At 70.7% G+C, this 15,402-nt stretch carries 22 protein-coding genes and 2 pseudogenes; 9 read left to right on the top strand and 15 right to left on the bottom strand.

Annotation, left to right across the window (positions count from 1 at the left end; genetic code table 11):
- Positions 1-4: 4 nt before the first annotated feature.
- The 6 genes from ACEZDE_RS04185 (at position 5) to ACEZDE_RS04160 (ending at position 3,746) form a co-directional block, all read left to right on the top strand.
- On the top strand, positions 5-277 hold the full coding sequence (locus ACEZDE_RS04185) for a hypothetical protein (RefSeq protein WP_380532244.1): 273 nt from the start codon (positions 5-7) through the stop codon (positions 275-277).
- A 20-nt stretch (positions 278-297) separates the two neighbouring features.
- The gene (locus tag ACEZDE_RS04180; protein ID WP_380532241.1) at positions 298-867 is read left to right on the top strand and encodes a DUF6328 family protein; all 570 of its coding nucleotides are present in this window, start codon (positions 298-300) and stop codon (positions 865-867) included.
- A 144-nt stretch (positions 868-1,011) separates the two neighbouring features.
- On the top strand, positions 1,012-1,170 hold the full coding sequence (locus ACEZDE_RS04175; RefSeq protein ID WP_380532238.1) for a hypothetical protein: 159 nt from the start codon (positions 1,012-1,014) through the stop codon (positions 1,168-1,170).
- A 199-nt stretch (positions 1,171-1,369) separates the two neighbouring features.
- Positions 1,370-2,395 carry a cation diffusion facilitator family transporter gene (locus ACEZDE_RS04170; RefSeq protein WP_380532235.1) on the top strand — a complete coding sequence of 342 codons (1,026 nt, stop codon included), beginning with the start codon at positions 1,370-1,372 and terminating at the stop codon, positions 2,393-2,395.
- Positions 2,392-3,273, top strand: a complete 882-nt coding sequence (locus ACEZDE_RS04165) for an alpha-amylase family glycosyl hydrolase (RefSeq protein WP_380532232.1) — start codon at positions 2,392-2,394, stop codon at positions 3,271-3,273. Before ACEZDE_RS04170 ends, ACEZDE_RS04165 begins: the two co-directional genes overlap by 4 nt.
- Positions 3,270-3,746, top strand: coding sequence for a hypothetical protein (locus tag ACEZDE_RS04160; RefSeq protein ID WP_380532229.1), 477 nt, complete (start codon positions 3,270-3,272; stop codon positions 3,744-3,746). The genes ACEZDE_RS04165 and ACEZDE_RS04160 overlap by 4 nt, the downstream gene beginning before the upstream one ends.
- Positions 3,747-3,789: 43 nt before the next feature.
- Here ACEZDE_RS04160 and ACEZDE_RS04155 read toward each other — a convergent pair whose 3' ends face one another.
- Complete coding sequence (locus ACEZDE_RS04155; RefSeq protein WP_380532226.1) at positions 3,790-4,113, bottom strand: Rho termination factor N-terminal domain-containing protein; 324 nt, start codon at positions 4,111-4,113, stop codon at positions 3,790-3,792.
- Positions 4,114-4,256: 143 nt separating this feature from the next.
- Between ACEZDE_RS04155 and ACEZDE_RS04150 the strand changes: the two are divergent.
- Both ACEZDE_RS04150 and ACEZDE_RS04145 read left to right on the top strand, forming a co-directional pair.
- Positions 4,257-4,403: pseudogene (locus ACEZDE_RS04150) on the top strand (DNA topoisomerase IB); the annotation flags it as partial.
- A gap of 11 nt (positions 4,404-4,414) precedes the next feature.
- A complete protein-coding gene (locus ACEZDE_RS04145; RefSeq protein ID WP_380532374.1) occupies positions 4,415-4,897 on the top strand; it encodes a hypothetical protein in 483 nt (160 codons plus the stop codon).
- A 42-nt stretch (positions 4,898-4,939) separates the two neighbouring features.
- Here the strand turns inward: ACEZDE_RS04145 and ACEZDE_RS04140 are convergent, their stop codons facing one another.
- Complete coding sequence (locus ACEZDE_RS04140) at positions 4,940-5,158, bottom strand: DUF5133 domain-containing protein (protein WP_380532223.1); 219 nt, start codon at positions 5,156-5,158, stop codon at positions 4,940-4,942.
- A gap of 117 nt (positions 5,159-5,275) precedes the next feature.
- Positions 5,276-5,833, bottom strand: coding sequence for a hemerythrin domain-containing protein (locus ACEZDE_RS04135; protein ID WP_380532220.1), 558 nt, complete (start codon positions 5,831-5,833; stop codon positions 5,276-5,278).
- 151 nt (positions 5,834-5,984) lie between these two features.
- On the opposite strand from ACEZDE_RS04135, the pseudogene ACEZDE_RS04130 reads away from it, so the two are divergent.
- Positions 5,985-6,144 (top strand): annotated as a pseudogene (locus ACEZDE_RS04130) (hydrophobic protein).
- A gap of 372 nt (positions 6,145-6,516) precedes the next feature.
- Here the strand turns inward: ACEZDE_RS04130 and ACEZDE_RS04125 are convergent.
- The 12 genes from ACEZDE_RS04125 to ACEZDE_RS04070 all read right to left on the bottom strand — a co-directional run bounded on the left by ACEZDE_RS04125 (position 6,517) and on the right by ACEZDE_RS04070 (position 15,389).
- A complete protein-coding gene (locus tag ACEZDE_RS04125) occupies positions 6,517-6,726 on the bottom strand; it encodes a hypothetical protein (RefSeq protein ID WP_380532217.1) in 210 nt (69 codons plus the stop codon).
- Between the two features lie 12 nt (positions 6,727-6,738).
- Positions 6,739-7,488 (bottom strand): GAF domain-containing protein, encoded by a 750-nt coding sequence (locus ACEZDE_RS04120; protein WP_380532214.1) that lies wholly within the window; start codon positions 7,486-7,488, stop codon positions 6,739-6,741.
- 5 nt (positions 7,489-7,493) lie between these two features.
- A complete protein-coding gene (locus ACEZDE_RS04115) occupies positions 7,494-8,213 on the bottom strand; it encodes an ANTAR domain-containing protein (protein ID WP_380532211.1) in 720 nt (239 codons plus the stop codon).
- Between the two features lie 11 nt (positions 8,214-8,224).
- Positions 8,225-8,659, bottom strand: a complete 435-nt coding sequence (locus tag ACEZDE_RS04110; protein ID WP_380532208.1) for an STAS domain-containing protein — start codon at positions 8,657-8,659, stop codon at positions 8,225-8,227.
- A 135-nt stretch (positions 8,660-8,794) separates the two neighbouring features.
- Positions 8,795-9,790, bottom strand: coding sequence for a hypothetical protein (locus tag ACEZDE_RS04105; RefSeq protein WP_380532205.1), 996 nt, complete (start codon positions 9,788-9,790; stop codon positions 8,795-8,797).
- On the bottom strand, positions 9,790-10,242 hold the full coding sequence (locus ACEZDE_RS04100; protein ID WP_380532202.1) for a hypothetical protein: 453 nt from the start codon (positions 10,240-10,242) through the stop codon (positions 9,790-9,792). Before ACEZDE_RS04100 ends, ACEZDE_RS04105 begins: the two co-directional genes overlap by 1 nt.
- Before the next feature lie 8 nt (positions 10,243-10,250).
- On the bottom strand, positions 10,251-10,649 hold the full coding sequence (locus tag ACEZDE_RS04095; protein WP_380532199.1) for a cupredoxin domain-containing protein: 399 nt from the start codon (positions 10,647-10,649) through the stop codon (positions 10,251-10,253).
- A 39-nt stretch (positions 10,650-10,688) separates the two neighbouring features.
- Positions 10,689-11,312: a hypothetical protein gene (locus ACEZDE_RS04090; protein ID WP_380532196.1), complete on the bottom strand. Its 624-nt coding sequence runs from the start codon at positions 11,310-11,312 to the stop codon at positions 10,689-10,691.
- 87 nt (positions 11,313-11,399) lie between these two features.
- Positions 11,400-12,149, bottom strand: a complete 750-nt coding sequence (locus ACEZDE_RS04085; RefSeq protein ID WP_380532193.1) for a class F sortase — start codon at positions 12,147-12,149, stop codon at positions 11,400-11,402.
- 6 nt (positions 12,150-12,155) lie between these two features.
- The gene (locus tag ACEZDE_RS04080; protein ID WP_380532190.1) at positions 12,156-12,953 is read right to left on the bottom strand and encodes a hypothetical protein; all 798 of its coding nucleotides are present in this window, start codon (positions 12,951-12,953) and stop codon (positions 12,156-12,158) included.
- A 571-nt stretch (positions 12,954-13,524) separates the two neighbouring features.
- The gene (locus ACEZDE_RS04075; protein ID WP_380532187.1) at positions 13,525-14,865 is read right to left on the bottom strand and encodes a PP2C family protein-serine/threonine phosphatase; all 1,341 of its coding nucleotides are present in this window, start codon (positions 14,863-14,865) and stop codon (positions 13,525-13,527) included.
- A 194-nt stretch (positions 14,866-15,059) separates the two neighbouring features.
- A complete protein-coding gene (locus tag ACEZDE_RS04070; protein WP_380532184.1) occupies positions 15,060-15,389 on the bottom strand; it encodes an STAS domain-containing protein in 330 nt (109 codons plus the stop codon).
- Positions 15,390-15,402: the final 13 nt, after the last annotated feature.

The following is a 15,402-nucleotide window of genomic DNA, read 5'->3' as shown; positions in this document are numbered from 1 at the left end:
CGGCATGACCGACCCCGGGATCGAACCGCTGGGTGACCACGAGTACCTGGTCCGCCTCGACGACGGGCAGACCCGCGTGCGGGTCACCCCGGACGTCCTGCGCCGGACCTCGGCAGCCGTCACCGACGAGGCCCAGGTGGTCGACCTGGCCCTCCAATGGCTGCTGGAACGCCAGTCGGCGGCCGACCTTCCGCAGATGATCGACCTGGACGACATCGCAGCCGGCTACCCGGACTTCGTCACCGACCTCGCCCAGCGGCTCGCGGCGGCCCGTTAGCAGGAAAGGCGCGAACGACGATGCGCAGCACAGGAAGAGAGGAACAGGGCGGCGGACCGGGACGGTCGGAGACCGCCGAGCAGCGGGCCGACCGGATGTGGAACGAACTGCTCCAGGAAGTACGGGTCTCGCAGACCGGAGCGCAGATCCTCTTCGGTTTTCTGCTGAGCGTCGCCTTCACCCCGCGGTTCGCCGCCCTGGACACCTTCGACACCTACCTGTACGTGGTCACCGTCGTGCTGGGCGCCTGCGCGACCGGGGCGCTGATCGCCCCGGTCGCCTTCCACCGCTTCCTGGCCGGTCACGACCTCAAACCGGAGCTCATCCACGTCGCCGCCCGGCTGATCACCGCCGGGCTGGTGCTGCTGGCCCTGACCATCGGCACCGCCCTGCTCCTTCTCCTACGGACCGCCACCGGCAACCCGGTACTCGCTGCCGTACTGGCGGCAGCCGTGACCGCCTGGTTCACCATCGCCTGGCTACTGCTCCCGTACGCGGTCCTGCGTCGCGCCGAGCGCGCTGACCGAGGTACGGCCCCAGCTCGCGCCGACCCCCGCCCGCCCAGTGGCGGCAGCGCCGGTCGTGGCTGAGGAGTCTTCCTGGCCCCGAGTGCGGGCAGGGACCACTTCCCCGCGATCTGCAGGGGTACCCGGACGGCCCCGGGGCAGGTGCCTGCCGTTGCGGTTGGTGCGGACGTGGCCAACCCTTGAAGGCAGACGAGAAGGAGTTGGAGCATGACCACTTCCGATGAGAGCGGCAAGCAGCCTGACGAGGAGACCCGGGAACGCTCTGCCGAAGAGCGCAACGTCGTCGCCCCGACCCCGCGGGATGTACGCGAGAAGGGTGAAGAAAACCCTGAGGAGGCACCCGAGGTACAGCCGCCCGGTTCCTGACCCAGGCTCTCGCCCCTCGCGCGGTCCTCCCGCTTGGCCAGTGAGCGAGAAGGGTCAAACCCCTGGCATGCCCCGCGCTGGTTCGCCCTGAAGGGCCCGTGCCTCCGAGTTGCTGCGTACCGCGCCGCGCCGACCAGGTGTTCCGGGCGAGGGCCGAAACCGCCGACATGGCCCTGTGACGGCCGGGTAGCCGAAGCTCATGAGCGAGCATCGCGCCCGGCCCGCCGAGGGCCACCGCAGCACCCTGGTCACCATCGTCGTCGCACTGGCGGCGAACCTGGTGATCGCCGTGGCGAAAGCCGTCGCAGGTCTGATCGCCTCCTCTCCGGCCATGCTGTCCGAGGCGGCGCACTCGGTCGCGGACAGCCTCAACGAGGTGTTCCTCATCGCGTCGCTGCGACGCAGCAAGCGTGCACCGGACCGGGAACACCCCTTCGGCTACGGCAAGGAGCGATTCTTCTGGTCGCTGCTGGCGGCCGTGGGAATCTTCGTCACCGGCGGCTGCTTCTCCTTCTTCCAGGGACTGCAGGCATGGCGGCACTCCGAGGCGGAGACCCACACCGGCTACCTGGTCTCCTTCGCGGTGCTGGGCTTCTCCCTGCTGGCCGAGAGCACCTCGCTGGCACGGGCACTGTTCCAGGCCCCGGAGGTCCGCACCGGCCAGGGGCTGTCGTCGCTACTGCGGGCCGCGGGTGATCCGGCGGTCCGCACCGTTCTGGCCGAGGACGCGACCGCGCTGGCCGGTGTGCTGCTGGCTGCCGCTGGACTGGGGCTGCACGCGCTGACCGGCGACAGTCGCTGGGAGGCCGGGGCCTCGCTGGCCATCGGCCTGCTACTGGTGTTCGTGGCCTACCGGCTGGGACGCCAGGCCGAGCACGAACTCATCGGCCAGGCCGCCGACCCGCACCTGCAGGGCGAGTTGCGAGCATTCCTGCACCGCGAAGCGGACGTGGACACCGTGGCGGAACTGCTCACCATGCAACTGGGCCCCGACTCCACCCTGCTGGCCGCCCGCTTGGACATCCACCCCGGCCGCGACAGCGAGGAGGTGGAGGAGATCTGCATGCGCATCAGGGAGGCGATGCGGAAACGCTGGCCGCAGCTGGACCACGTCTTCCTGGACATCACCGACGCCTCCCCTGAGCAGCGCAGCCGAGCGGAGGGCGAGCTCAAGCGGCTGCCCGGAGGCCTCACCCGGCCTTCCTCCACATCGGAGGTCCGGTGACCGACCACTGGTACAAGCAGGCTGTCGTGTACTGCGTCGATGTGGACTCCTTCCAGGACTCCGACGGCGACGGCATCGGCGACTTCCGGGGCCTGACGAGCAGGCTGGACCACATCGCCCGGCTGGGCGCGACCTGCCTGTGGCTCAACCCGATCCACCCCTCGCCGATGCGCGACGGCGGCTACGACGTCACCGACTTCTACAACGTCCACCCCCGGCTGGGCACCCTGGGCGACTTCGCCGACCTGCTGCGCGCCTGCGACGACCGGGGCATCCGGGTGGTGATGGACCTGGTGGTCAACCACACCTCGGACCGCCACCCCTGGTTCCGTTCCGCAGTGTCCGATCCCGGTTCGCCTTATCGGGGCTGGTACGTCTGGTCCGAGCAGGAGCCGTCCGACCGCAGGCAGGGCATCGTCTTCCCCGGCGAGCAGGACGAGACCTGGACCTGGCAGGAGGAGGCCAAGGCCTGGTACTACCACCGCTTCTACGACTTCGAACCGGACCTGGACATCGCCAACCCGGCCGTGCGCGAGGAGATCCGACGAATCGTCGGGTTCTGGGCCCGACTCGGGGTGGCCGGGTTCCGAGTCGACGCCGCGCCCTTCGTCATCGAGCTGACCCGGCCCGACCAGCCCGACTCCGACGAGGACTGGGACTTCCTGACCGAGCTGCGCGCGCACCTGTCGTGGATCCGCGGCGACGCCGTCCTGCTGGCCGAGGCCAATGTCCCGCCCGACCGGCTGACCGACTTCTTCGCCGACGCGGGCGGCTCCGACGACCGGATGCACCTGCTGTTCGACTTCCCGCTCAACGGCCGCCTGCTGCTGGCCCTGGCCACCGGTGAGGCCGCTCCGGTCACCGAGCTGCTGAGGTGAAGGTCACCTTGGTGCAGATGCCGGCCGTCAACACCCCCCCAGTTCGACCGGGTGTTGTCCCGCCTGCCGAGCCGCGCCCAGCCGGTCCCCCCGATCTACCAGCCCGAGGTCGCCGCCCGCGCCGTGATGTACGCTGCCGACCACCCGGGGCGGCGCGAGTACTGGGTGGCGGCAGCACCGCCGTCGCCCTGCTCGCCAACGCCGTCGCCCCCGGGATCCTGGACCGCTACCTGGCCCGCACCGGCTACGTCTCCCAGCAGGACCACGGCCCGGCCGGCCCCGATGCCCCGCAGAACCTGTGGCACCCGGTCGACGCCGACACCGACGAGGGCGCCCACGGCCGCTTCGACGACCGCTCCAGCTCCCGCAGCTACCAGCTCTGGGCCTCCCAGCACCACGGCGTTGTAGCGGCAACTGCGCTGGCCGCCGTCGGCGGTGCCATCGTCGCGGCCGGACGTGCCGCTCGTCGCTGACAGTCCGCCGATCGTCCCGAGCATCGGGAGCAGCCGGGGATGCCTAGCCGCCGAGTGCGGCCAGGAGCTGCTGCTTGTTCATCCTGGAGCGACCCTTGACGCCGCGCTGCCTGGCTTCGTTGTACAACTGGGCGTACGTCCGTCCACCCGCACCCCGATGCGAGCGTTTCCCGCCCCGGTGCCCCGAGGAGACGTCCTGGAGGGAACTGCGACTGGCGGTCTTCGACTCACCCGCTCGTGCCCGTTCCTTGTTCACCGTGCGGGCGGCGATCTCTTGGGCCTTATCAGGGTTCTCCCCCCGCGCCTCCACGCTCTTCTTGATGTGCTCGTACTGACGCTCACGTTTCGCGTTCGACCCGGCTGGCATGACCAGTACCTTCCTTCCCGCAGACATCCCCGCTTCCATCGTCTGCCCACCCACGGTCTGCTCAGACGGCGGACTGAGCCATCCGGCTGAGATCTCTCCCGACCCTGAATAGCACCAGCAGTTCCGGGCAGTAGGTGAGGCGGATGCGGCTGAGGACGAGTGATCCCACCGGGCCCGGTCTGCGTCGGCTGCGGCACGGACGCGGGTTCCGTTACACCGACGCTCACGGCACCGCGCTGAGCGACCCCGGACAGCTCCAGCGCGTCAAGGCACTGGGCATCCCACCTGCCTGGTCCGAGGTGTGGATCAGCCCCTACCCGAACGGCCACATCCAAGCCGTGGGAACCGATGCGGCCGGCCGCCGCCAGTACCTCTACCATCCTCGGTTCCGGGCCGACCAGGACACCGCTTCCCCGCCAAGGGCGGGCAACAACGCACCATCACCCTCACCGACCCGGACGTCTGCCGGGCCGTCACCGCCCTGCGCCGCCGCACCATCGGCGACCACCTCTTCGCCTACTGGGGCCACTCAGCATGGCACGACCTGCACGCCGGTGAACTCAACGCCCACCTGACGGGTCTGGACGTCACGGCCAATGACTTCCGTACCTGGCACGCCACCGTCCTGGCCGCCGTAGGCCTGGCTGTCTCCGCACAGGACGAAGCCGGACACACCATCAGCCGCCACCTGCCCGAGCTGGGCTCGGACACCCGCTACGGCCTGCCCGGCACCCAGGGCGACATCGAGAAGGCCGTCCTCACCCTCCTGCGCACCGCGACCTGACCGCGCGTGCATGCCGACCGGCCGGTGGGCGCCCCTCGCAGATCAGGCCACCTCGACCTCATGCTGCGCCGCGGACGCCTCACGCTGGGACGCCAGCAGGCACCGCGCCCGGGCCAGGGCCACCTCCGGCTCCTGGATGCCGGTGGACACGCACAAGGTGTAGTTCAGGTCCGCACGCCGCAGACCCTGGTCCATCCGGTCGTCCAAGGCGTCCAGTTCCGAGACGAGGCGTGCGAGCAGAGCGAAATCGATCAACGGCATGTTGCTGCTCCTGGGGTGATCGGCTGTGCGGTGAGTAGACCTGGGAGGGGAAGGGGAGCGCGGCAGTGAGCCCCGCCCACGGCAAGGTGCGCGGGCGGGGCCCTGGTCCGGGCGTCGTCACAGGGCGTCGCGCACCCTGTCGACCATGGCCGCGAACGGCCCGGCGACCCGCTGGCCCGTCGGGGAGCCGGCCGCCGAGGGGTGCGGGTGGGTCGGGGCGGACTTCTCGGCCTTCAGCAGGCGCTTGCCCATCTGCTGGAGCTCCTCCTCGCTGCACCGGGCACGGACGGCGGGGAACTCCTCGTTCTCCTCGTGCTCCGCGTGGGCCAGGACCGCCTTCTCGAACTCGGCGAACCTCGCGTCGAAGTCCCCACTGTTCACGTCGAGCCTCTCCAACTCGGCGAGAACCTTGTTGGCTTCCTTCTCCTCGGCGTTGTGGGCCTCGGCGACCCCCTCGCCGGCCGCCTGCTGTGACACCGGCCGCAGGACGACCTCCTCGCCGGTCTCGTGCGCGGCAAGCAGCTCGCGCAGGTCGTCGAAGAGGGACTGCTTGGCTTCTCCGGTGGCGGAGTTGACCTGGGCGAACAGGTGCTTGACCCGCGTGTGCTGCCCCAGCAGGACGGCGATCACTTCCGGTTCAGCGTTGGTCTGACCGAGCGTCTGGTCGATGCTCATCTGCACACCTCCTATGCGGTTCCGGTCGCCGCACGCCTACCCGGGTTCCCACCGCACACGCACCGACCCGGCACGAAGCGGACTGGCCTGCAGATGGTGCATGCGGCCGGGTTTCGGGGGCACGTGCTGGGGCGAAGGAGGATGACGACACATGGGTGCTCTACTGCTTGTTCTACTGCTGGCCCTGATCCTGGGGGGGTGCGGGTTTCGCCGTGCACATCCTGTGGTGGATCGCGATCATCGTTCTGGTGGTGTGGGCGCTGGGATTCGTCTTCCGCGGCTCGGGCGGCGGCCGCTGGTACCGATGGTGACCGGCTGACCCGATGACCATGCGCGTGGCACGTCCCACCAGGTGGGACGTGCCACTTCGGTGTTTTTGCCACCGCCCTCAACGCCTCCATCGCCAAGCTGGTAGTCCTGACCTGGACCTATGCCAAGAGGTGATAGCATGAGTACCGAACGTGATGAACTCGATGCGGAAATCGAAGCCTGGGCGGCGGAGCAGGTCGCCGAGTCGCCTTCATGGACTCCCGAGAAGGTGGGAGAACATCCTTGCCAGCTTGATGCCGAGCAAGACGGAGTAACGCCAAGGTCGTTGAGGGCCTGGTCGGGGCGGCTCGGGCGTAACCGACCAGGTGGCCAGTAGTACATGTCCAGAAGCAGTAGTCGGGCTCGCTTGCGGCCTAGTGCTGGTGTTCGATCAGCTGGCCGAAGAAGTCGTGGAGCATCGCTGGGGCTGTGCTGAGTCCGAGCTCGTGGCCGCCGAAGCGGTAGACCTGATACCCCTTGAGCCGTAGGGATCGGTCTTCGGACACCATCTTTGAGTAGAGCCGGGGCGATGCGGTGTTGCCTTCGGCGTAGTGGTCATCGACCGCGCCGTCAGCGTCCTGCACTGAGCCGGTCGGTCAGCGGGGGTTCCGCTCTTGGGGTCCGTGCGGGATCTGGGCGGTGTCGAACTCACCGTCGGCGATCATCCGGGCCAGGCCGGAGAGCTGGTGGTGGTGGGAGCGGGCGTAGCCGCGGAAGGCGGCGAACGCTTCGTCGGGGGTGACCTGCCAGCGCTCGGCGAGGATGCCCTTGACTTGCTCCAGGACGATGCGGCTGGTGAGCGCGTACTGGAGCTGTCCGCGTTCCAGTTCGCTGTGGGCCAGGGTGCGCTGCTGCAGGATCGCGATGGTGGCCACGTCCGCCAGTGCCTGGGCCAGGGTGATGTCCTCCTCGCTCAGGGCGTTGTCCTCGGCCTGGAACAGTCCCAGGGCACCGAGGACGCGTCCACGCAGTCGCAGTGGGATCGCGTTGGTGGACACGAAGCCCGACTGGCGCGCGACCGGGGCGAACTGCGGCCATCGGAGGGCGACTTGCGGGTCGGCGAGACTGATGTTGGTGTGCGGCTGGCCGCTCTGGTAGCACTCCACGCAGGGGCCCTGGTCGTGCTGCAGGGCGAACAGTTCCAGCAGCCTGGTGTGCTCGTCCGAGGCGGCCAGGACCTGGAGGACGTCGTGCTCGTCGGCGAGCAGGACCCCGCAGGCGGACACGTCCAGCAGTTCCACGCAGCGTTCGGACAGGCGCTGGAGGAAGTCGATCAGGTCGAAGTCGTCGATCAGGGAGTCGGCGACTTCCACGAAGACCTGGGTGAGCTGCTGTTCGCGGGTCATGGCGATCATTCCTTGTCTGAGCCGGGCGACGGGGTGCCGTTACCGTTGCCGTTGTGTTCCAGGCGCAGTCGTCGCGCGACCACGTCATGGGAGATGTCGGTGATGGAGCGGCCACTGCTGTAAGCATGCGCGCGCAGGCGCAGCAGAGCCTGCGGCAGGGGCAGGTCGAGTTGCACGCTGACCATGCCGGTGGCCTGGTGTACGACAGCGTGTTGCAGGCTGTGCGGGGAGTCCACGGGAACCGCCCCGTCGAGGCGCGGTTCCCCGCTGCCCAGGGCGCGCGAGGTCAAGGCATTCGCCAGGATTTGGGCGTCGCTGATCTGCTCGTCGGTCAGCGGACCGGGGGCCAGGCGCATTGCGGTCAGCAGGCCCACCCGGATCGCGCCGATGCCCATCGGGAAGCAGAAGACCGCACGGGCCGCCAGGTCGGGCGCCTCCATGATCAGTGCCGGCCATCGCCCGTGCCGCACCCGTACCAGGTCCGGCACCAGCACCATCGCACCATTGCGCACCGCCTCGGGGCCGGGGCCCTCGCCGAGGGTGAGCTGCAGGTCCTCGAACTGCCGTGCTGCCTCGTGCGAGCACCACACCAGCTCCGCCCGGTCGCCGGTCACCAGCGACACCGTCAACCCGTCCACGGCCAGGGCGCGGGCGCCGGCCTTCGTGACGTCGGCAACTCCGTCGGACCCGTCCGCCAACCGGAGCAGGCGCAGGACCTCGGCCATCCGGTCGCTGATCACCGGGCATCGAGATCCGGGCAGTTCTGAGGGACCGCGAGCGCAGTTCGGACCGGCGGCGCAGGCGCGAGCAGGGCGTTGGCTGTTCCGGTGAGGGCGAACAGACGCGCCACCGCCGGGGTCGGGTTCTCCAACCGCAGGCGTCCGCCCGCCGCGCCGGCCGACCCGGCGGCGGCCAGGAAAGCATTCAGCCCACCGATGTCGCAGAACGTGAGAGCTGACAGATCGACGGTGATGACGCGCGCTCCTGACCGCAGACAGGTCCCGACGGAGCCGATGAGCAGCGCCGTCGCGTCCAGGTCGAGTTCCCCGACCAGAGCGATGACTGTACCCCGCTCGCTGCTGTCGTGCCGGTACGCGCGCAACCGTGACGACCGCTCCCGGTGGGGCGGTGCCTCGGGAGGCACGGCGCTGGTCTGCCTGGTGCTGAACATCCAGATCTCCTCAGCCGTCGTCTGCGACGCAGCCGGGTCTGGGGCAGCGGGAACAGCACCGCGAGCGGCACTGGCACGTGGTTCTACGGACACAATAGTCCCGTATCCGCCCAACGGACCCGGTCCTGGACACGGTCAGGTGGGGATCGTGTCCGAGGGGGCCGGCGTGCTCCGTCCCACACGGTCGGCCGTCGGGCCGCCGACGTCCGTGCCGGGGTACGGTGTCCGCGGAAGCGCGTCAGTTCGGGTGCTGAGCACCGCGGCGGCGAGCAGGACGAGCAGGGGTCCGGTGCCGGGGTCGGTGGACTGGCCGCTGGTGAGCAGGCCGAGGCCCTGGCCGACCGTCCAGAAGAGCACGGCGAGGACGATGCCGCCGCACGCGGCCGCGGTGCGCCAGGGCCGGGGTGCCAGGGCCGCCAGGCCCACCGCTGCCATCGCCAGGGCCAGGGTGACGGTCACGGCGGTGCTGTTCGCAGCCAGGGCGGAGGTGAGCGCGCGGTCCAGTGAGGCCAGTGGGCCCGGTGCCTCCTCGGCCGCGGAGGTGACGGCCGGAAGGGCACCGTTGCCCGGCAGGACCTGCAGCAGGGCTCCGCCGATCCACAGCACGGCCCAGGCCGTTGCCGCCCAGGCGGAGGGTGCGACGTTGCTACGCCACCGTCTGGCTGGTCCGTCCTGCTGGGTCAGGCGTTCGGGCCAGGCCAGGAGCGCGGCCAGGGCGTAGAGCAGTACGGCTCCGGGCGCCCCGGTGAGCAGGAGCGTGTGGCCGCCGGCCAGGCCGCCCAGCCCCTCCCCGAAGAGCCACACCGCCAGGGCCCAGGCGATGGAGGCGGCCAGTGCCCAGCGTGCCGTGCGTGCCCACAGCAGTGCGGCCCCGAGCAGGAGCTGGCCGAGGGCGAATCCCGTGTTCAGTAGGACGGGTGCGGCGGCGATCATGTGCGCGGCCCAGTGCACGGCGGCGGCGACGGCGGCGGGCTGTCCGGTGGCGGCGGGGTCGAGGATCTGGTGGGCGAAGCCTTCGGTGAACATGTATGGCTGCAGTTGGAGTGCTCCGTCCAGCAGCCAGAGCACGCCCAGGGCGATCTGGAGGTGTCGGCGGGTCACGGTCGCGGGGCGGCCGTTCAGGGCGGCCATCACTTTCGCCTGGTGCTGGCGGGCGGTGCCGGGTGCCCGTCGGGGGCGTGGCGCGCCAGGAGGAGTCGCGGCACGACGACCAGTGGCGTCAGCGCGGCCAGAGCGGCGGCCTGGCCGATCACGGCCCAGACCTTGTCGGCGAACCAGACGGGTTCGTACATGTCCGGTAGCGGGCCGAGGGCTCCGGGGTCGGCGTAGCGGTAGAGCAGGATTGCCGCGAGGCCCGCGGCGGCGGTCACCCAGGCGAAGGCGTCGCCGGCCCGGTGCCGCCAGAACACCACGAGCAGCGCCGCGAGAACGGCGGCGACGGCCTCGACGCGGAACAGTGCGCCCTCGCTGACGACCGAGGAGGCGACTGGGGAGTACCGGTGGGCCAGAGCCAGATGGATGGAGGCGTCGACCGCGAGGCCCGCGGCCGCGGGGCTCCGCAACACGACGGGTGCGGTAGCCATGAGGGGGCCTACCCGACCGTCAGCGTGCCGTGCATGGACGCGTGGATGGTGCACACGTAGGGGTAGGCGCCGGCGGTGGCGGGTGCGGTGAACGTCGCGGACTTGCCGGGACTGACGGGTCCGGTGTCGAACTTTCCGCCGGAGCTGGTCAGGGTGTGGGTGGTGGAGTCGTGGTTGACGACGGTCACGGTCTGCCCGGGGCGGACGGTGAGGTCCGTCGGGCTGAAGGCGAAGCCGTGGATCACGATCTGTGCGGCAGCCGGGGCGGGGGTGGAGCTCGGGGCGCTCTGGGTACCCGCGGCCGTCGTCGGGGCGGGTGCGGTTGTGGTGGCCGTTGAGGAGCAGCCGCCGACGGCCAGCAGGAGTACGGCTGCCGGGAGCACGATTCGGGTCGGGAGTCTGGGCATGTCGCTGTCCTTGTCTGCGCGGTGGCTCGGGCTGTGCGGCTATTCGCTCCAGCAGCCGAGGATGTCGGTGGCGATCTCGTAGGACAGGTCGGAGCGGGAGAGCTGGTTCGGGCCGGAGGCGGCTGGCATGCCGGTGGCGTCGACCCGCAGGGTCTTGCCGTCCTTGAGGACGACGGTGGTGCCGCCTGCGGACTCGTACCCGGGGTTGCCCAGGGACTGGGCGGGGGTCAGCGGCGTGGTGACGCCCAACTGCTTGCGGAGCGCGTCGAAGTAGGCGGTCGCGGTCGCAGTGTCGGGGGATTCCTTCACCGACAGCACCAAGGGGCCGGTCGGGAGGTGGTAGGTGCAGGTGTAGAGGTGGTCGGCCCAGCTGCTGGTCGTGGCCGGCTTGGAACCCAGGGCGAGGATCTTCGTGACGTCCTGCTGGATCTCGGTCCCGCAGACCATCACGGCGGTCGCCGACGGGCCGGCAGCCTGCGTCGCCGTGCCGGGCATCTGCATGCCCGGCGACATCGACATGCCGGGGGGCATGGCGGTGCCCGGCGCCGACGGCGCGCTGGTGGGAGCCGGCGCACCGGTCGTGGCGGGGGTCGGGGTGTTCGTCGAGGCGCAGCCGGCCGCCGCCAGCGCCGTGAGTGCGGATGCGGCTACGAGGCTTCGCACGCGGTGGTTCCGTCGGGGGCCCTGCGGTCGGGCTCGGGTGTTCGCCCGTTGGCGGGTGCTCATCGTCTCCTCCTCGCGAAGGCGTGATCAGGCCGGGTGGGTGCCGGTGAGGGTGGCGTAGACGACGGTGTCGTCGAGGTAGTGCTGGGTGGCGTGATCGAACGGGCCGCTGCAGGTGATCAGGCGGAGCTGGGCATTGGTGGTGTTGCCGTAGACGGTCAGGGTGGGGAAGGCGTCCTTGGGGTACCGGTTGACGCCGTCGATCCGGAACACCGCCACCGTGCCGTCGCTGCGGCTGATGCTCACGGTGTCGCCGGGGCGTAGCGCACCGAGGTCGTAGAAGACGCCCCTGACTCCACCGGTGCCGTCGATGTGGCCGACGACGACTGCGGGGCCGATCTGGCCGGGCGCCGGTGAGTTGCGGTACCAGCCGGGGAAGGCGACGTTGGTCAGCGGCGGTACCTCCAGGGTGCCGTCGGGGTTCTGACCGAGTTTCAGCAGCGTGTGGTGCACGCCGATCGCCGGGATGCTGATCGCGACGGGAGTCGCTGCCGGGGCGGTCGGCACAGCCGACGAAGGCGGCACGGGTACTGCCGGAACGCCGGACGGGCCGGTTGTCGTGCTCGGCGTGCCGGCGGTGGCCGCGGGCGCTGTGGTCGGATCGGGAGCGGGGAGGCTGGTGGCTGGGAGCCCGGCCGAGGCCGGCGGCTGGGGCGCGGGCTGCTGGCTGGAGAAGCCGACGGCCAGCGTCCCTCCCGATGCCAGCAGGAGGACGGCGGCCGCCGACGCCAGCAGGCGCCGGCGGCCGCTACCGAACAGTCGTGTCAAACGAGACATGACTGTCTACTTCTCTACGCTGATCCGTCGACGCAGGACCAGGGCTCCACCGGCTGCCACCGCGAGGCCCGCACCGGCCGCGAACAGCCATGGGTCCTGGAGGCCGGAGGTCCCGCCGCCGCCGGTGTTCACCGAGCCGCCGGGAACCGAGGTCATCTGCGAGACGGCCAGCGGCCCGCACAGGGCCGGGGAGGTCGCGGCCAGCGGCAGCGAGGGGACGAGGTCGCTGGGCTCGGCCTGGGCCTTGGCACTCAGCGTCGTCGGGTCCAGCCCGTGGACGACGATGACGGCCTTGCCGGCCTTGATCGAGGCCACGGTCGCCGCGTCCAGGGTGATGGTGCGGGAGTAGTGGAAGGCCGCGCCGGACGGCGCGATCTTGATGTCGGTGCCGGCGGCCGGGCTGGTGTCACCGGTCAGGCTCAGCGTGGTGCCGATCCCACCGTAGGCGGCCCCGCCCTCGGTCGTGCTGATGACGCCGTCGCCGTTCTTGTCCGCCGCGGTGGTCGGGCACATGCCCATGCCGTTGATGTGGATGTGCTGCACGTGCGGGAACGGCGCCTTCATGAAGGTCGCCGCCAGTCCCTTGACGTCCTCGGTGACCACGGCCTTGTTCCCGGTCAGCTGGAGCATCAGCATGCCCGAGCCGCTGGCGTGGTTGAGCGGGTTCAGCGTCGCCATGTACGTGGTACCGCCGGCGGTCTGCGCGCTCGCGGTCGAGGCGGTGAACGCCAGCGGGATGGCCAGCAGCACTGCCGGGGCCGCCATCGCCAGGGCCCTGGTGGATATCTTCGTCTTGTTCGTCATCGTGCTCTCCTCCGGACGTGCAGGTGGTCGGACTTCTGATGACGACTCCGTATGCCGCTCCCTGGTGATCACCGCCCCTCGGCTCCGAGGATCGAAGCCGGGCGCTGTAGTGAGGGTGCGTCGTGTGCCGGAGTCAGCGACGGAAGAAGCCGGGCGCCGGGGTCCGGGGCGCGGGGGATCAAGCCTCTGTAAGGGCATTCGGATCCGATGGGGTGGCGGTTTGGTCGAGAGTTTCGGAGAGTGGTCCGGATCGCTGCGTGCCTGATCCGTGGTCGGGCACGCTGCCGCTGCGGTGGACGTGTCGGGGTCCGTGGATCGCGAGGCCGACGGGCGTCAGCGGGTGGTGCTGGCGAGTGCGGTCGTGAGGTCGGGCAGGATGGTGAAGAACACCTCTGTGCCGGTGGTGGCCAGGCGGCCGGCGAAGGAGCGGGGCAGCGGGCCCACCAGGGCGAGGCCGTGGGTCCCGACCCTGGTCAGGAGCAGGCCGAGGAGGGTCTAGGCGCCGTGCCCAGGTCAGGGAGGTCCACGACCAGTGGGCAGCCGCAGGTCCCGTGCGCCGCGGGCCGGCCGGTCAGCCGGCGAGGGGTGCGCGCATGGCCAGGAGCGCGGTGTCGTCGCTGGCCCAGCCGTTGCTGTGGGCGGACAGGGCGGCGGCGATGTGGGCGATGGTGTCGGCCGGGTCGAGACCGTGGGTGGCTGACAGGGCGCGTGCGAGTCCGTCCTCTCCGAACATCCCGCGCGGTCCCCGGGCCTCGGGTCGGGGGTGGGCCTCGGTGGCACCGTCGGTGTAGAGCAGGACCAGGTCGCCGGGGGCCAGATGAAATCCCGTGTCGGTCAGGTGCACCTCGGGCAGCACTCCCAACAGGGTCCCGGGGACGCCGAGCGGTTCGACCTGACCGTCCGCGCGGCGCACCAGGGCCGGGGGGTGGCCGCCCAAGCACAGGGTGCCGCTGACGCCGGTGGGGGTGGTGCGGAAGGTGGCGTAGGCGGCGGTCAGGAACCGGGTGCTGCGCTGGTCGATCATCGCGCTGTTGAGCCGGTCCAGGATCACCGCGGGGGAGAGGTGGTCGCCGGCGTCGGCGCGCAGGGTGTAGCGGGCCAGCGAGGTGACCTTGGCGGCTTCCACGCCCTTGCCGCAGACGTCGCCCATCACGACGGCCCACCAGGGGCCGGTGGCGTGGTGGAGGTCGTAGAAGTCGCCGACCACCGTGCCCTTGCCGACGCTGGTGGCGGCCAGGTAGGAGGCGGCGGCCTCCAGGCCCGGGACCGGGCGCAGGGCCGGGGGCAGGAAGCTGTCCTGCAGGCTGCGCGCGAGCTGGTCCGAGACGTGGAGGGCCGCTTGGGAGGTGGCCAGGGACTGGCGCAGGTGGATCTCGTTGCCGACCGACCGGGCCAGGGTCCCCAGGGTCGCCAGCTCGGCCGGCTCCCAGGGGTGCGGGGTTTCGTCGATGACGCAGAAGCTGCCCAGCACCTCGCCGCCGGGTGCCAGGATCGGGCACCCGGCCCAGGCGCCGATCTTCATCGGTCCCACCGAGGGGTGCTCACGGGTACGCGGGTCGTTTGCCACGTCGGCGACCACGAAGCGGTCGCCCAGGCCGACGACGAAGTAGCAGAAGCTCTCGTGGGCGGGGTTCTGCCGGTCGGCCAGGTCGGTGGCGTCCACTCCGACGCAGGACTTCCAGAACGAGCGGCGGTCGTCGACCAGGGTGATGAAGGCCCGGTCCACTCCGGCGACGGCGGCCGCGACCTGGGCCAGGTCGTCGAACGCGTCCTCTGGCCCGGTGTCCAGCAACCCGGTGGCCCGTACCGCCGCCAGACGGCGGGCGTCGGAGAGCACCGCGGGCAGGCCGTCGCCGCGCGTACCGCCGGGGAAATCCACCACCGCGCTCACCCTCACCCTCGCCCTTCCCATCCGGCCTGCTCTGGCGGCGCCTCTCGTGGCGCCGCCGGGTCAAGATACCCGAGCCCGATGACGCGAAGCGTCTCCTGGTACCCGGGAGTGACGTCCAGCCGCCGCGGGGAGTCCCCGTCAGGCGCTCATGGCGGTCGGACCGGACAACGCGAGTCCGGTGACGCTGCCTTGCATCGGGACCTCCCGGCCGACAGTCACCCGAGGTGACGTCCGCCCCACCCGCGGCACAGCCGTGACGGCGGCATGACGTCGGCAGGCACGATCGACGCTCCGTTGGGGTGAGCGCGAGTCCCGGTCAGGTCCAGGAGGCGGATCACGGCCGGTCCCGGGTCGTGCAGGCGCAGTTCGGCGCCCGCGGTGCGGTCCCGGGCAGCAAGGAGGAAGTTGAGTCCGATGACGTCGCAGAAGGTCAGCGCGGACACGTCCGCATCGATCACGCGTATTCCCGCGCGAAGACAGTCCTGTATCAGCGATCGCAGCGCGGGCAGGTCGTCCATGTCGATCTCGCCGGACAAGGTGACCACCGTGCGGTCGCCC

Source organism: Streptacidiphilus cavernicola (assembly GCF_042510955.1).
In the GTDB taxonomy this organism is placed as follows: domain Bacteria; phylum Actinomycetota; class Actinomycetes; order Streptomycetales; family Streptomycetaceae; genus Streptacidiphilus; species Streptacidiphilus cavernicola.
The sequence above is the reverse complement of the archived record's forward strand: the minus strand, read 5'-3'. Positions and strand labels throughout refer to the sequence as shown.

Bases quoted from the DNA above. Each gene is read 5' to 3' on its own strand.
- ACEZDE_RS04185 (WP_380532244.1), top strand. From the start codon at position 5: ATGACCGACCCCGGGATCGAACCGCTGGGTGACCACGAGTACCTGGTC.
- ACEZDE_RS04075 (WP_380532187.1), bottom strand. From the start codon at position 14,865: ATGGGAAGGGCGAGGGTGAGGGTGAGCGCGGTGGTGGATTTCCCCGGC.
- ACEZDE_RS04095 (WP_380532199.1), bottom strand. From the start codon at position 10,649: ATGCCCAGACTCCCGACCCGAATCGTGCTCCCGGCAGCCGTACTCCTG.
- ACEZDE_RS04120 (WP_380532214.1), bottom strand. From the start codon at position 7,488: ATGACCCGCGAACAGCAGCTCACCCAGGTCTTCGTGGAAGTCGCCGAC.
- ACEZDE_RS04105 (WP_380532205.1), bottom strand. From the start codon at position 9,790: ATGGCCGCCCTGAACGGCCGCCCCGCGACCGTGACCCGCCGACACCTC.
- ACEZDE_RS04100 (WP_380532202.1), bottom strand. From the start codon at position 10,242: ATGGCTACCGCACCCGTCGTGTTGCGGAGCCCCGCGGCCGCGGGCCTC.
- ACEZDE_RS04135 (WP_380532220.1), bottom strand. From the start codon at position 5,833: ATGAGCATCGACCAGACGCTCGGTCAGACCAACGCTGAACCGGAAGTG.
- ACEZDE_RS04115 (WP_380532211.1), bottom strand. From the start codon at position 8,213: ATGGCCGAGGTCCTGCGCCTGCTCCGGTTGGCGGACGGGTCCGACGGA.
- ACEZDE_RS04170 (WP_380532235.1), top strand. From the start codon at position 1,370: ATGAGCGAGCATCGCGCCCGGCCCGCCGAGGGCCACCGCAGCACCCTG.
- ACEZDE_RS04110 (WP_380532208.1), bottom strand. From the start codon at position 8,659: ATGTTCAGCACCAGGCAGACCAGCGCCGTGCCTCCCGAGGCACCGCCC.
- ACEZDE_RS04180 (WP_380532241.1), top strand. From the start codon at position 298: ATGCGCAGCACAGGAAGAGAGGAACAGGGCGGCGGACCGGGACGGTCG.
- ACEZDE_RS04140 (WP_380532223.1), bottom strand. From the start codon at position 5,158: ATGCCGTTGATCGATTTCGCTCTGCTCGCACGCCTCGTCTCGGAACTG.
- ACEZDE_RS04155 (WP_380532226.1), bottom strand. From the start codon at position 4,113: ATGCCAGCCGGGTCGAACGCGAAACGTGAGCGTCAGTACGAGCACATC.
- ACEZDE_RS04175 (WP_380532238.1), top strand. From the start codon at position 1,012: ATGACCACTTCCGATGAGAGCGGCAAGCAGCCTGACGAGGAGACCCGG.
- ACEZDE_RS04085 (WP_380532193.1), bottom strand. From the start codon at position 12,149: ATGTCTCGTTTGACACGACTGTTCGGTAGCGGCCGCCGGCGCCTGCTG.
- ACEZDE_RS04080 (WP_380532190.1), bottom strand. From the start codon at position 12,953: ATGACGAACAAGACGAAGATATCCACCAGGGCCCTGGCGATGGCGGCC.